Below are 14,254 nucleotides of genomic sequence, written 5' to 3'. Positions count from 1 at the left end.
TCCCGATGGATGCATTGATCGTCGTCGATATGCAGGTCGGGCTCCTCAACGGGAAGCCGAAACACGATCTGCGCGGCGTCATCGAGCGCATCAACCGGCTCGCCGCAAAGGTCCGCGAGCGGTCCGGCGTGGTGATTTTCGTGCAGCATTGCAGCGGAGCGGAAGACGATTTCGTGCCGGGGACGCCGGGTTGGGCGCTTTTGCCGGAGCTCGATCGCGCGGCTGCCGACGTCGTCATCCGCAAGACCCTGAACGATCCCTTTGCCGGCACCGACCTCGCGGCGCGCCTGAAAGAAATCGCGCCGGAGCGCGTCTTCATCACGGGATGGGCAACCGATCTTTGCGTCGATTCAACCATCCGGTCGGCCATTTCGAACCATTACGACGTCGTAGTGGTAACTGACGCCCACACCTTGAACGACCGTCCCCATCTCGACGCGGCGAGCGTCATTCGTCACCACAACTGGGTCTGGAGCCATCTGATTACGCAGCGATCGGTCAGGCTCGCGCGCACCGACGAACTCCTGCTTTGACGAGGCTCGGCCGGCGCCGCAACCGGCAGGACCTTGCATCGAGCGGTTCATCGCGTACGATGCCCGCCAACGTGCACAATAGATGCCGGATCGGGGAGTACTCATGGGATTGCTGAGCAAGCTGCTTGGATTGACGCTGCTATTGCTACCAGCCTTATTGTTGCCAGCCCTGGCCTCGGCGCAGGATTTCCCCGCAAAACCGATCAAGCTGATCGTGCCGTTCCCGGCCGGCGGCCCCAACGACATCATCGCGCGCGTGATCGGCCAGCGCATGTCCGAGATTGCGAAGCAGCCGGTGCTGATCGACAACCGCGGCGGCCAGGGCGGCGTGCTCGGCACCGACGTGGTCGCAAAAGCCGCGCCCGACGGTTACACCATCGCGATCTCGAGCGCGGGCGCCCTCGCCATCAGCCCGAGCATGGAAAAGGTCGCCTACGATACGCTGAAGGATTTCGCGCCAGTGACGCTGGTTGCTACCGTGCCCGAGATGCTGGTGGTCGCGACCAACGTCCCCGCCAGGGACATGAAAGAACTTATCGCACTCGCCAAGGCACAGCCGGGGAAACTGAATTTCGCCTCGTCCGGCCCGGGCAGCCTGCCGCATCTGGCGGGCGAACTGCTCAAGCTGACGGCCAACATCGACATCGTGCACGTGCCCTATCGCGGCGCCGCGCCGGCGGTGAACGATTTGATTGGCCAGCAGGTGCAGATGACCTTCCTCGATCTGCCGGTGCTGTTGCCGCAGATCAAGGCAGGCAGCTTGCGGCCGATCGCGATCGGCGCGCCGGAGCGGGCGCCGACCGCGATGGAGGTGCCGACCACCGCCGAGGCCGGCATGCCCGGCATGATCATCGAGAACTGGTATGGCATGGTGGCGCCCGCCGCCACCCCGCCGGCGATCGTCGCGGCCTTGCACAAGATCACGACCGAAGCGATGGCCGATCCGACCGTGAAGGAAAAGCTCGCGGCCCAGGGCGCGACGCTGGTCGGCGACACCCCGGAGCATTTCCGCGGCTTCATCGACAGCGAAATCAAGAAGTGGGCGAAGGTGATCAAGGACGCAGGGGTCGTGACGGCGAAGTGAGCATCACGGCGCCGACCGCCGCGTCTCGGCTTATTGGTGCACTAAAGACATAAACAGCCGGGACATCCGACCCGGCCACGACAAGTTACCGGAGGCTTCATGAAGGCTCTTCGCGTGCTTCTCACCGGATTGTCCGTGCTGCTGCCCGCCGTGGCGGCAGCGCAGGATTTCCCAAGCAAACCGATCAAGCTGATCGTGCCGTTTCCGCCCGGCGGCCCCAACGACATCATCGCGCGCCTGGTCGGCCAGCGCATGTCGGAAATCACGAAGCAGCCGGTTGTGATCGACAATCGCGGCGGCCAGGCCGGCGTGCTCGGCACCGATGCGATCGCAAAGGCAGCCCCCGACGGCTACACAATCGGGATCGTGAGCGCGAGCGCGCTGGTCATCAACCCGACGATGGAAAAGGTGCCCTACGACGTGACGAAGGATTTCGCGCCCGTCACGCTGGTGACCACGGTGCCGGAAATGCTTGTTGTCGCCAGCAACGTTCCGGCCGGCGATATGAAGGAGTTGATCGCGCTCGCCAGGGCCCAACCCGGGAAACTCAACTTTGCCTCTGCCGGCGTTGGCGGCATGCCACATCTTGCCGGTGAGCTGCTCAAGCTGACGGCCAGGATCGACATCGTACACGTGCCCTACCGGGGCGCCGCGCCCGCCATCAACGATCTGCTCGGCCAGCAGGTGCAGATGGCGTTCCTCGATTTGCCGGTGCTGCTGCCGCATATCAAGGCGGGCACGCTCCGCCCGATCGCCCTCGGCGCGCCGAAACGCGCAGCCACCTCACCCGACGTGCCAACCACCGCGGAGGTCGGCATGCCGGAGCTCTTGATCGAAAACTGGTACGGCATGATCGCGCCGGGCGGAACGCCCGAGCCGATCGTCACCACGCTGAACCGCCTCGCCAACGAGGCGATGAACGACCCGCAGGTGAAGCAGAAGCTCGCCGATCAGGGCCTGACGGTTGCCGGCGACACGCCGGCGCAGTTTCGCGACTACATCGGAGCCGAGGCCCAGAAATGGGCGCGCGTCATCAAGGCTGCCGGCCTTGCCACGGGCAAATGACGCCGGACTTCGCTGTCAGGCATCGAGCAGGCGTCCACGTAATTCCCCGAAGGGAATCATGATGTGGGTTCGGAACGCTTCGCGCTCGCTTAGCGCGCGGTACCAGCGCTCTACGCCCGCGAGCTGTGGCCGCTCGATCTCGAGTTCGAAATACCGGTACAGCGATGTCCCTGCGGTGATGTCGGCGAGCGATAGCGTCTCTCCGAGCAGGAAAGACCGGCCTTCCAGCAACCGGTCCAGCCTGCCGAAATCCCTGGCGCACCGCGCCAGCGCGGCATTGATCGCCGGCCAGTTCCGCTTGTCTTCGGGCGTGCGGTAGAAGCCCCAGAACACGCCGACGAGAAAATCGGGCTGCAGCGCGGTATGCGACCAGTCCATCCAGCCATCGACCGCGGCGCGCACAACGGGATCGTCCGACCAGAAGCGTCCAGCACCATGCCGCGCGGCGAGATAGCGAAGGATCGCGTGCGATTCCCATACCGTGGCGGCATCGTCCCGGATCACGGGAATGCGGCCATGGGGATTCATCGCGAGGAAATCAGGCGCATCGAGTCCGCCAAATTGCCCCCCGGCGTCGATATGTTCATGCGGCAGTTCGAGCTCGCCGATCAGCCACATCACCTTCTGGACGTTGAACGAACTGCGGCGTCCCCAGACCTTCAGCATTTTCGCTCTCCCTCACATGTTCAGCGTGGCGCGGATTTGCGGAGGTGCTCCGCCAGTTGCTGCGCGGGCTTGGGCAGCGCCCGAAAGCTCCGCGCGCAGATCACGAGCTTCCGGTTGGCCCAGGAATCCCTGATCCTGACGACATTGATCTTCATCGATCGCGCGCATCGTTTTGCCGCGACTTCAGGCATCACGCCAATCCCGATGCCGGCGGCGACCATCTGGCCGATCGCATCGAAACTGTTCAGCCGCGCACGAAAGCGCAGACGCGCGCCGAGGCGCGCCGCATGTCCGCTGATATGGGCATGCAGCGCGATCGAGCTGATCAGGCCGACGAAATCACGCTTCACCACGTCGCTGAAATCGACCTGCCGCCGGTTCGCCAGTTCGTCGTCCCGCGCGGCGACCAGCACCAGACGATCTTCGCTGAACGGCATCCGCTCGATATTGTCTGCAAGCGCGTGTTCGGCGGCAAGCCCGAGATCGGCGGCGCCGATGGCGATGGCGCGGGCAATGTCGGAGCTTTCGCGTTCCTCGACGTCGATCGAAATGTGGGGATGCGCGGCCAGAAAGGCGGCCAGCGTCTTCGGCAGATATTCCGAGAGCCCCGATGTGTTGGCGAGGAAGCGGACAGTGGCCTTCGCGCCACGGGCAAAGGCCAGGAGATCGCCGCGCATCGCCTCCACATTGTGCAGCACGACCCTGGCGTGATCGAGCAGGCTTTCGCCGGCCGGCGTCAGGTCGACGCCGCGACGGCCGCGCGTCAGCAGCGCAACGCCGAGCGCCTCTTCCAGTCCCTTGATCCGCTCACTCGCCGACGCCAGCGCGAGATGAACCCGCCCCGCGCCGTTGGTGATGCTGCGCGTCTCGGCCACCGCGACGAAGAGCTGAAGATCGACCAGATCGAAGCGCATCGGGTTCCCTACGGCGTCGCTCGCGGGTAAGCCGCTCTCGCAATGACGAGGAGACATGTAGCCTTCGGTCTATCCGAAGGCTATCTCCGGAACCTCCAGATTGTGCCCGATGCGTCGATGGGTCAAGGTCGCCCCATGTTCGATTCCCTGCTCCTCCTCGTCACCGCCACCTTCCTGCTCGCGGGCTTCGTGAAGGGTGCACTCGGGCTCGGCCTGCCGACAGTGTCGATGGGCCTGCTTGCGGTGTCGATGCCGCCGGCCCAGGCCATCGCCATCGTCATCGTGCCGGCGATCATCACCAACATCTGGCAAACCTTCGGCGGTCCTTACCTGCACGATATTTTCCGGCGGCTATGGCCGTTGCTGACTGGCACGGCCGCCGGCATCTGGCTGAATGCGGGGTCGCTGACCGGGCCCTATGCGCGCTACACCACGATCGCGCTCGGCCTGTTGCTGGCGATCAATGCCGTCATCGGCCTCTGCAAATTCAATTTCACCATTGCCCGCCGAAACGAAAAATGGGTCGGCGGCATCGTCGGGCTGATCACCGGCATGATTTCGGCGGCAACTGGCGTGCAGGTCATTCCGTCGGTGCCGTTCCTGCAGGCGATCGGCATGGAAAAGGAAGAGCTGATCCAGGCATTGGGCGTGTTCTTCACGGTCGCGACCCTGGCGCTTGGCCTCAACCTCACCGGCGCCGGTCTGCTGACGGCTGCAACCGCATTGCCGGGCGCGGTCGCCATGGCAGCGTCCTTTGCCGGCATGTTTATCGGGCAGGCGGTGCGGACACGGCTGCAACCGGATATCTTTCGGCGCTGGTTCCAGATCGGCATGATTGTTCTGGGCGTCTACCTCGCCACCAATGCGCTTGCGAAACTGATGTCGTAACTTCCCGCGAAGCCGCGCAGGAAGGCCCGCGAATTCCTTGCGGAGGAATTCCTCCAGAACCTAGCGCGCCTCCAGCATCGCGACGCGGATGCCGAGATAGACGAACAGCCCGCCGAGCACGCGGTTGATCCAGGCCATCACATTGGCGGATTGCCTGATTCGGCCGGCCGCCCTCGCCGCGAAGGCTGCAATCCCGAGGCACCACAGCGTGCCGGTGGAGATGAAGATCATGCCCAGAGCCAGAAAGGCCAGCGTCTTGTGGCCCGAGTCCGCCGCCACGAATTGCGGCAGGAAGGCCAGGAAGAACAGCGCCACCTTCGGATTGAGCACGTTGGTCAGCGCGCCCTGCCAGAACACGCGGGAAAGTGACGTTTCGGTGACGGCCACCGCCTCGCCGATCGGCTGCGGCCGTGACAGCAGCATCTGGATGCCCGTCAACAGGAGATAGGCCGCGCCGGCCAGTTTCAGGACCGCGAAGGCCGTCGATGACGCCATCAACAGCGCCGACAGGCCGATGGCGGCGCCGAAGACATGGACCAGACAGCCGCAGCAGATGCCGATCGCCGCCGCCACCCCGCCGCGCCATCCGAACTGGATGCTGCGGCCGATAATGTAGGCCGTGTCCGGCCCCGGGGTGACGTTGAGCAGCAGACCGGAGAGGATAAACAGCCATAGTTCGTGAATGCCGAGCGTCTCTGCCATCATTCGATCGGTTCCCTGGCACCCTGAGCCTCAATTGTACACATCCCAATCCCTGACGGATTGCAGTACTATCATGAGCAAATCGGGCTTCCACCAGATTGCGCATATTTTATAAACATTGGAATCGGTTGGCCGACCACGTAGTGGTTATCCCGCCCATTTCGGCGCCGTTGGGGGTATACTGGGGATATGGAAAGACGCCTGGCAGCCATCGTCTGTGCTGACGTCGCCGGCTATTCCCGCATGATGGGGGCCGACGAGGCGGGGACGCACGCCACATTCAAGGCCCACCGCAGCGCGATCTACCCGATCATCCTCAATCACGGCGGCCGCCTGGTGAAGAATACCGGCGACGGCTTCCTGCTGGAGTTTCCCTCCATCGTCGGCGCCATCGAGGCCGCGGTGGCGATGCAGATGGTGATGGCGGAGCGCAACGAGCACCTGCCCGCCGACCGCATCATGCAGTTCCGCATGGGCATCCACATGGGCGATGTGATGGCCGACGAGGACGAGGTGTTCGGCGACGACGTCAATATCGCCGTCCGCCTCGAATCGGTCGCCGCTCCCGGCGGCGTGGCGGTTTCAGGCAAGGCCTGTCACGAGGCCGGCAAGCGCCTCAGCATCGCGCTCATCGATGCCGGACCGCACCGGTTCAAGAACATCGAAGAGCCGATCCATGTCTGGACCTGGCAACCCGCCGGCTCCGACGCCAGCGGCCCTGCGCCCAAAGCCGCGACCGAAACATCGGCCAATCTTCCGGCCCAATACCGGACGGCGATCGTTGGCGTGCTGCCGTTCGCGAATCTGAGCGAGAGCGCCGACGAGTATTTTTCCGACGGGCTCACCGAGGATCTGATCCACGCGCTGTCGCTGCAATCGTTCTATCGGGTGCTGAGCCGCAATTCGACATTCTCGTTCAAGGGCAAGAGCGTGAGCACGCGCCTGATCGCGCGCGAGATCGACGCCAGCTACCTGATCCAGGGCTCCGTACGCCGCGCCGCCAACAAGATTCGCGTCACCGCCGAGTTGATCGCACCCGAAACCGGCGAGCAGTTGTGGACCGGCCGGTTCGACCGCGACATCGGCGACCTGTTCGCGATGCAGGACGAGCTCACCACCAGCCTGTCCGCGGCGATCGCGGCCGAAATTTACCGGGCGGAAGCGTCCGCCCCGCCCCGCTCGACATCAAACGACCTCACCGCATGGGACCGGTTCCTGAAAGGGCTGTCCTACTACTACCTGCAGACCGAGGCGGATTTCGAAACCGCAATCGGCCTGTTCAAGGAAGCCATCGAGCTTGATCCGACGCTGTCGATCGCGCGCGCCTATCTCGCCACCATCCAGACCCAGGCCATCCATTTCGGGTGGAACAAGGGCACGCGCGAAGCGTGGGACGACATAATGAGCCTCGCCGAGAGCAGCGTCCGGCTCGATCCTCGTTCGTCCTTTGCATTTCAGATTCTCGCCTATCTCCACGCGCTGGAAGGGCATTACGAGGCGGCGATGGATGCGGCCAAGCGTGCGGTCGGGCTCAACCCCTACGACATGGGCGCCCGCGGCGTGCTTGGCGTGTGTCATCTCTACAGCGGCGAACACCGGCCGGCCGTCGAATTGTTTACGATGGCAGCGCAGCGCGGCAATAGCGATCCCCGATACCAGTTTGCGACGTTCAACGCGTTCAGCCATTACCTGCTCGGTCAATATGACGCTTCGCTGTCATGGGCGCGCGAGGCGCTGTACGCCAATCCCAATCATCTGCAGGCGCTCGCGATACGGACGGCGGCGCTCGCCCAATTGGGACGAACCGACGAGGCGGCAAATGCGGCCGGGGTTGTGCTGAGCAACTACCCGACCCTGACCGTCGAGCGCTACTTGCGGAATTTTCACTGGAAGGCCCCGGCCGACATTGCCCATTTCCGCGACGGCTTGGTGAAGGCCGGCATCCCCTTCAGTAAATTGACGCTGGTCGAATCCGCTCCAAAGCTCGCCGCAGATTCCTGAGCGTGTGTAAGCCGGTCGGTTGACATGGCGTGGAATTCCGCCAAACTTGCCTACACGCTGAAGTAGCGCACCACCGAATTCCCTTTTTCAGAACCGTCATCCGCTTCGCCTTGGCAGCGGACCGATTTTCATACTTGGCGCTTTGAGGACTTGAAGCCATGTCGGACACCCCCATCGGTACTGCTCCGGGCACCACGCCGGCCGGGCAGATCCCCGTTTCACCCAACAATCCCTGCCCGTTCTTGCGCGCGCTGGTCGCCAATGGCTACGTCGGCGGCGACGTCGTGCCGCTTTCAAAGCTCTCCGAAATGATCGGGGCCGCGAGCGGCGAAACCGGCTTTGCCAAAAAGAAGGTGGGGCTGGAAACCTGGCTGGTCGCCGTCATTGCGAACGGTCTCGGGCCACTGCGCGTGTTGAAGAGCGCAACCTCCGGCGCGGTTCTCGACGAACTGCGCGATGGCCCGCTCGACAAGCATGGCGGCGGCTCGCGCATTCTCGACGTCGATGCGAAAGTCCATGAAGACGAAATCGCCCGGCTGGCAGGCTTCGGCAAGGACCGCAAGGATCCCGCCGGCGGCATCGAGCGCGGCCTGACGGCGAAAGAGATCGACACCTTCATGAAGGCCAATATCAAGCGCGACGGCGATGCGGCGCACTGGTACTACCCGATGCTCATGAAGGGCGAATGGCCTGTGCTGCTGAAGATCCTCGGCAAGGGCGAAGGCGAGGAGCGTTACCTCAGCGTCGCCGAAGTCCGCACACTGTTCGTCGAGCGGCGGCTGCCCGAGCGGATCACGGCGCGGCTGCCGAAGCCAGGGGCCTAGTCCACGGTCGTCATGCCCGGACTTGATCCGGGCATCCATCGTTCGCGCCTGCGGACAGATATGATTACTTCGAAGCAAGATGGATTGCCGGGTCAAGCCCGGCAATGACAGTACGTGAGCATCACTTGAACAGCGGCGTGCCCGGCACGAAGGCGTCGAACGCCGCCCAGAATTGCGAGCGGTAGCGGTCCTGCTCCTGCAGGATCTCGTGCCTGGAGCCCGCGATCACCAGATGCGAACCGGCGCGTAAGTGATAGGCGAATTCCTCGATCGCGGCGGTGGAAACAATGCTGTCGTTGCTGGCGGCCAGCATCAGGATCGGCTGGCGGATTTCGGACGGGTAATTCATGCCACGAAAGGTATTCATCGCCCGGAGGGCGGTATCGGCCCAGGCCACCGTCGGCGAGCCGATCCCCAGCGTCGGGTCTTCTTCCAGGATCGCGGCATTGCGGGCGTAGCGCACGGGATCGCTGGTGAAGGGGTTGTTGATGAAGGATTCCGTCCCGGTCAGCGCGTCGCTGCCGCCGGGCACGTAGCGGCCGCCCTGCCCCATCAGCCGCATGGCCCGAAGCAGCGCCCGCGCCGGGAACGAGGTGCTGCGCCCCGGCAGGTCGATCATCGGCGCCGACAGCACCATGCGGTCGAACCAGCGCTTTCCCGCATGCGCGACCCGCAGCATGACCGCCCCGCCCATCGAATGCGCCAGCGCGAAGAAGGGCGGCGGGCAATCTGGCAGCACCACCTGCTGCACGAAGGTTTCGACGTCGACCTCGTAATCGGAGAAGTCGCGGACATAACCCTTGCGCGGATCGCGCAGGCGGCGCGAGGAATGCCCCTGGCCGCGCCAGTCGATCATCGCCACCGCAAAACCGCGATCGCGCAAGTCACGCACCGTCTCGAAATATTTCTCGATCGGTTCGGTCCGCCCGGTGAAGACACAGACCGTGCCCTTGCGTCCCGCCGGCGGCGCCCAGCGCGCGAACCGCAATTCCGCGCCGTCGGGCGTCTTGATCGTGCCGCTAACGACATCCTCCGGAACCGGGTTGGCGGGGATAGAGACAAGCGTCATGAGGAGGAGCCGGCTAGGTGAAAAGGGCTTGAAAACAAGGCGGAGGCGCAAAAAAGGGGCTGGTTTCGCCCCTCTTGAACGCCGTTTCACCCCTCCCATATCATTCCTGTGCAGGCCGCTACCAGTGTTTCGGAACTGAAACCCAAGGCTCTGAAACTCAAGGCTGCACGAAGACTACGGCCCGGCCCGATGGCGGGCGGGTTACCTGAAACAGTCGCTCAATGGAGGACTACCCTATGCGTACCTACGATCTCACTCCGTTCTATCGTTCCACCGTCGGCTTCGACCGCTTCTTCAACCTGCTCGATCAGGTGACCTCAGACGGCAGCCCCGGTTATCCCCCCTACAATATCGAGCGCACCGGCGAGAACGCCTACCGCATCAGCGTTGCGGTCTCCGGTTTCTCGCAAGGCGAGCTTTCGATCGTCGCGAAGGAAAACACGCTGACGATCAAGGGCGAGAAAACCGCCAACGAGAACGGCAAGGACAATTCCGAAGTGCTCTACCGCGGCATCGCGGCGCGCGCCTTCGAGCGCATCTTCCAGCTTGCCGATTTCGTGCAGGTGAAGAACGCCTCGCTCGAGAACGGCCTGCTCCACGTCGATCTCGTCCGCGAGATCCCCGAGGCCAAGAAGCCCCGCAGCATTCCGATCAACTCCGGCGCCAACGCCCCGCAGGTGGTCGACGCTTCGGTCGCTGCGTAAGCAACCAGGTTTTCGGCCGGTATTGGCTGAACGCGAAAACGCCCCGGGAACCGGGGCGTTTTTTGTGCGCATTCCTGATCCGCAATTTTGCAAGGTCTCGGCGGCTCACGTCACCGTGAGGTTGTGTAACGATGCCGCCGCTCTCCTCGAATTTCGGACTGGAGCGGGCGAGCCGCTTATCAAGCCGATCATGGAGCAGACCGATGAGCATCTTACGAACACTGACAATCGTTGCCGGCGTCCTTGCGGGATCGCTCGGTGTGCAAACCGCGCCGGCGCTGGCCGCAGGCCCGCTCAAGGCGAAGAATGTCGTGCTGGTGCACGGCGCGTGGGCCGACGGATCAAGCTGGGCGCAGGTCATTCCAAAGCTTCAGGCGGCGGGTCTTCACGTCACTGCCGTACAGAATCCACTGACTTCGCTGGCAGATTCGGTTGCCGAGACACGCCGCGTTTTGGCGCAGCAGGACGGCCCGACAGTGTTGGTGGCGCATTCCTGGGGTGGCACCGTGATCAGTGAAGTAGGCACCGACCCGAAGGTCACCGGGCTGGTCTACGTCGCGGCGCGCGCGCCCGATGCGGACGAGGATTTCGTCGCGCTTTCGCAGAAGTTTCCGGCAGGCCCCGTGCGAGCCGGCGTGCAGGAGCATGACGGCTTCACCAAATTATCCGAGGACGCCTTCCTGAAATATTTCGCCAACGGGGTCGATCCGACGACCGCGAAAGTCCTCTACGCCGTGCAGTGGCCGACGCCGGCTTCGATCTTCGCCGGCCGCACCACCGCTGCCGCCTGGCGCAGCAAGCCAAGCTGGTACGCGGTGTCGAAGCAGGACTACACCATCAATCCCGACCTCGAGCGGTTTCTCGCCAAGCGCATGAACGCGACGACGGTCGAACTGGAGGCCGGTCACCTGTCGCTGGTGTCGCAGCCGGACAAGGTCGCCGACCTGATCCTGGCCGCCGCAGGCCAGCCCGAATAGCTCGGCACAATGAAAACGCCCCGGAAAACCGGGGCGTTTTTCGGTTCGTAGATCCTATGGGGTGGCAGGTGGTCAGGGGTAAGCTGAGTTTGCAACCACCCACTCACCCAGAGGATCCACGATGCGCACAGATCACACTGACACACCCGCCGGCTGCGAGTATGGCACGGTTTACATTGCTTTCGAACTGAGCAAGGCGAAATGGCAGCTAGGCATCATGATGCCTGGCGGCGAGAAGATGAGCCGTTACCGGATTGATGGAGGCGACCTGGCGGCGCTGTCGGGTTTGCTGGTCAAGGCTCGGGCGAAGGCGGAGCAGGCGGGGAAGCCGGTTCGTATTCTGTCCTGCTATGAAGCGGGTCTCGACGGTCATTGGCTGCACCGCTGGCTGGCCGACAACGGGGTCCTCAATTACGAGATCGATGCGTCGAGCATCGAGGTGAACCGGCGGGCACGGCGTGCCAAGACCGATCGGATCGACCTGGCGCAGTTGATGCGCTCGTTTCTGGCTCACCAGCGCGGCGAACCGCGGGTTTGCAGCATGGTTCGGGTTCCCACGCCTGAGGACGAGGATCGCAAACGGCGCACGCGCGAGCGCGAGCGGCTGCTGAAGGAGCGCACCGGGCACAGCAACCGGATCAAGGGGCTGCTGCATGGCCAGGGCATCCGCGATGCCATGCCCTTGAAGCCGGGTTTTTTGTCGGGTCTGGATGCGATGCGTACCGGCGATGGGCGCGTTCTGCCGCCCCGGCTGAAGGACGAGATCCATCGCGAGCATGAGCGGCTGGTCTTGGTGCACAAGCAGATCAAGGCGCTCGAGGCAGCGAATGCAGCCGCGCATCGGGCACCGGCCAAGGACTCGGTCGAGGCAAAGGCGGTTCAGCTTGCCCAACTCAAGGCGATTGGCCCGCACATCGCCCAGCTTCTGGCCAACGAGGTCTTCTACCGTGACTTCAAGAACCGGCGTCAGGTCGGCAGTTGCGTCGGACTGACCGACACACCCTACGACAGCGGCGCCCGCCGGCGACAACAGGGCATCAGCAAGGCCGGCAACCATCGCGCGCGAACGACCGCCATCGAGCTCGCCTGGCTGTGGCTGACGCATCAGCCCGATAGCGAGCTGAGCCGCTGGTTCCGCGAGCGGGTTGGCAACCTCAAGGGCCGCATCCGCAAGATCGCCATCGTGGCGCTGGCGCGCAAGCTGATGGTGGCGCTGTGGCGCTATCTGGAAACCGGCCTCGTGCCGACCGGCGCGGTGATGCGCCCAAGCCTTTAACGGACGCCGGTGCGCCAATGACGGCCGACGTGACCCAGGACAGACGCGTGACCGAACCCGGGCTTGGGTCTTCGGATTCCGCTTTCGTAGATGGGTCCCGTCTCTTCTGGGCCTTACCTTCACCCGTGCATGAAAGATTGGGGTCCGGGTCACCACACCCGACCGGATACAAGTTGATGCGGTGTCTGCCGCATAACAACGACACGGCCCAGTCCAGGATATCGCGTCGCCCCGCTCACGACGCGCACCAAAACGTTCCGATCCGAAAGCCTCGCGCCAGCCGTGCCGCCGTCAAGGTCGCTACGCGCCGCCTCCGGCGGTGGCCTGTGGCCAACCTTGACCGCGGCCGCGCCTGGCGCAGCGATCAATCATCGGAACGAAACCGCCACTGCGAGCGCAGCGCGCTCCACGACAACGACCAGGAGCAACACATGCCCTGATCAATCATTCCCCTTGTCAACTACAACCCCATACAAGCCCGGATGGAGCGCAGCGCAATCCGGGATAACTCACTCGCAAAGGCCCCGGATTTCGCTGCGCTCCATCCGGGCTACGGGTCCTTCATTCCAGCCCCTGCATCGTGGGCATGTCCTGGGTCGGTGCGATCTGCGGGACCGGCTTGGCTGGAGCCGAACCGGTTGTCACCGGGGCGGCCGCCTGCACCTCGGCCGACTTCGACTTCGGGGCAGGCGCAGCCATCTGCTGGACCGGCGCAGGCTTGGCAGCGATCGGGCTGGCCTTCGGCATCGGCACCGCGCGGCTCGCAACATGGGCCGGCCGCGACGGGCGCGGCGCGGCCGGGACCTGATCCGGCGCTTGGGCCTGCGGCGGTTGAGCCATGAAGGGCCCGCGGAGGGCGCTCTGCTCCTGGTCGAAATTATCGTCCATCCGGTGGGCCGGCACGAAGCGGATGATCCGGCCGTTGCGCGCATCTATAATCAGCCGGCCGTCCTCGCCGCCGCGGTCGATCGCCGCGATCGTGTAGACGAAGCCGCGGAGCCTGGGGATGCCGAGCGGCAAGAATCCGTTGTCGCGCAGCACGGAGTAGACTTCCGTCGACGGCAAGAGGCCTGGGCTGTATCCGTAGTGCGGTCCGGATCCGTACTGCGGCGGGGCAACCGGGTGCGGCGCCACCGCGTAGGGGGCATCGAAATCCGATGCTGCCGTGTATGGCGGGCGTCCGTTCTCGTAAGGCCCGGGCACCTGCGCCTGCGCGCTGCCCGCCAGAAGGACCAGTCCCGCCGCCAAAGATCCCGTGAACAACTTCATCACCGAAAGCTCCTGTAAGCCCCGCAGCCACCGGGCCTGAGCGGGAGCATTTTTTTGCGCTCTCGCCTGCTAGCCCGGACTGGAATTTCATGGCGAAATCCGGCAGTCCTTGGGCCGGATCGGGGCGCCGCTGCCGCAAACCCCGGCTTGCGGTTTTTTTCCCCGTCGCCAGGCGGCCGATCCGCATGCGGGCGAGGACTTTCACGCGCTTGTGTGGTAAAGAAAAATTTGGCATGGTCGAAGTTAGGACAGCATCACTGTCTCAAATGCGGAGCGGTCCCG

At 64.1% G+C, this 14,254-nt stretch carries 13 protein-coding genes and 1 pseudogene; 9 read left to right on the top strand and 5 right to left on the bottom strand.

All coding sequences use genetic code 11. The features are described 5' to 3' along the window. The first annotated feature begins 5 nt into the window (after positions 1-5). The 3 genes from V1293_RS29475 (at position 6) to V1293_RS29465 (ending at position 2,682) form a co-directional block, all read left to right on the top strand. A complete protein-coding gene (locus tag V1293_RS29475; RefSeq protein WP_334514433.1) occupies positions 6-533 on the top strand; it encodes an isochorismatase family protein in 528 nt (175 codons plus the stop codon). Between the two features lie 103 nt (positions 534-636). Beyond that, positions 637-1,617 (top strand): tripartite tricarboxylate transporter substrate binding protein, encoded by a 981-nt coding sequence (locus tag V1293_RS29470; protein WP_334514431.1) that lies wholly within the window; start codon positions 637-639, stop codon positions 1,615-1,617. A 99-nt stretch (positions 1,618-1,716) separates the two neighbouring features. Beyond that, the gene (locus V1293_RS29465; protein WP_334514429.1) at positions 1,717-2,682 is read left to right on the top strand and encodes a Bug family tripartite tricarboxylate transporter substrate binding protein; all 966 of its coding nucleotides are present in this window, start codon (positions 1,717-1,719) and stop codon (positions 2,680-2,682) included. A 15-nt stretch (positions 2,683-2,697) separates the two neighbouring features. On the opposite strand, the gene V1293_RS29460 is transcribed toward V1293_RS29465, so the two are convergent. Further along, the gene (locus tag V1293_RS29460; RefSeq protein ID WP_334514427.1) at positions 2,698-3,348 is read right to left on the bottom strand and encodes a glutathione S-transferase family protein; all 651 of its coding nucleotides are present in this window, start codon (positions 3,346-3,348) and stop codon (positions 2,698-2,700) included. A 20-nt stretch (positions 3,349-3,368) separates the two neighbouring features. Beyond that, on the bottom strand, positions 3,369-4,262 hold the full coding sequence (locus V1293_RS29455; RefSeq protein WP_334514424.1) for a LysR family transcriptional regulator: 894 nt from the start codon (positions 4,260-4,262) through the stop codon (positions 3,369-3,371). A 135-nt stretch (positions 4,263-4,397) separates the two neighbouring features. On the opposite strand from V1293_RS29455, the gene V1293_RS29450 reads away from it, so the two are divergent. Then, the gene (locus V1293_RS29450) at positions 4,398-5,150 is read left to right on the top strand and encodes a sulfite exporter TauE/SafE family protein (protein ID WP_334514422.1); all 753 of its coding nucleotides are present in this window, start codon (positions 4,398-4,400) and stop codon (positions 5,148-5,150) included. A gap of 60 nt (positions 5,151-5,210) precedes the next feature. On the opposite strand, the gene V1293_RS29445 is transcribed toward V1293_RS29450, so the two are convergent. Further along, on the bottom strand, positions 5,211-5,855 hold the full coding sequence (locus V1293_RS29445; protein WP_334514420.1) for a LysE family translocator: 645 nt from the start codon (positions 5,853-5,855) through the stop codon (positions 5,211-5,213). A 186-nt stretch (positions 5,856-6,041) separates the two neighbouring features. Between V1293_RS29445 and V1293_RS29440 the strand changes: the two genes are divergently transcribed. Beyond that, on the top strand, positions 6,042-7,853 hold the full coding sequence (locus tag V1293_RS29440; protein ID WP_334514419.1) for an adenylate/guanylate cyclase domain-containing protein: 1,812 nt from the start codon (positions 6,042-6,044) through the stop codon (positions 7,851-7,853). Between the two features lie 158 nt (positions 7,854-8,011). Continuing rightward, a pseudogene (locus V1293_RS29435) lies at positions 8,012-8,668 on the top strand (di-heme-cytochrome C peroxidase); the annotation flags it as partial. A 130-nt stretch (positions 8,669-8,798) separates the two neighbouring features. On the opposite strand, the gene V1293_RS29430 reads toward V1293_RS29435, so the two are convergent. After that, on the bottom strand, positions 8,799-9,746 hold the full coding sequence (locus V1293_RS29430; protein ID WP_334514417.1) for an alpha/beta hydrolase: 948 nt from the start codon (positions 9,744-9,746) through the stop codon (positions 8,799-8,801). Between the two features lie 236 nt (positions 9,747-9,982). Here V1293_RS29430 and V1293_RS29425 point away from each other — a divergent pair, with 236 nt between their 5' ends. The 3 genes from V1293_RS29425 to V1293_RS29415 all read left to right on the top strand — a co-directional run bounded on the left by V1293_RS29425 (position 9,983) and on the right by V1293_RS29415 (position 12,703). Then, the gene (locus tag V1293_RS29425) at positions 9,983-10,450 is read left to right on the top strand and encodes an Hsp20 family protein (protein ID WP_334514415.1); all 468 of its coding nucleotides are present in this window, start codon (positions 9,983-9,985) and stop codon (positions 10,448-10,450) included. Between the two features lie 203 nt (positions 10,451-10,653). Continuing rightward, entirely contained in the window at positions 10,654-11,427 is a 774-nt protein-coding gene (locus V1293_RS29420) for an alpha/beta fold hydrolase (RefSeq protein ID WP_334514413.1), read from the top strand. 121 nt (positions 11,428-11,548) lie between these two features. Further along, a complete protein-coding gene (locus tag V1293_RS29415; protein ID WP_334508062.1) occupies positions 11,549-12,703 on the top strand; it encodes an IS110 family transposase in 1,155 nt (384 codons plus the stop codon). 561 nt (positions 12,704-13,264) lie between these two features. Here the strand turns inward: V1293_RS29415 and V1293_RS29410 are convergent. After that, on the bottom strand, positions 13,265-13,972 hold the full coding sequence (locus V1293_RS29410; RefSeq protein WP_334516965.1) for a hypothetical protein: 708 nt from the start codon (positions 13,970-13,972) through the stop codon (positions 13,265-13,267). Positions 13,973-14,254 lie beyond the last annotated feature (282 nt).

This window comes from Bradyrhizobium sp. AZCC 1693, from assembly GCF_036924745.1.
Taxonomy (GTDB): Bacteria; Pseudomonadota; Alphaproteobacteria; order Rhizobiales; family Xanthobacteraceae; genus Bradyrhizobium.
This window is presented reverse-complemented; position numbering and strand designations above follow the sequence as displayed.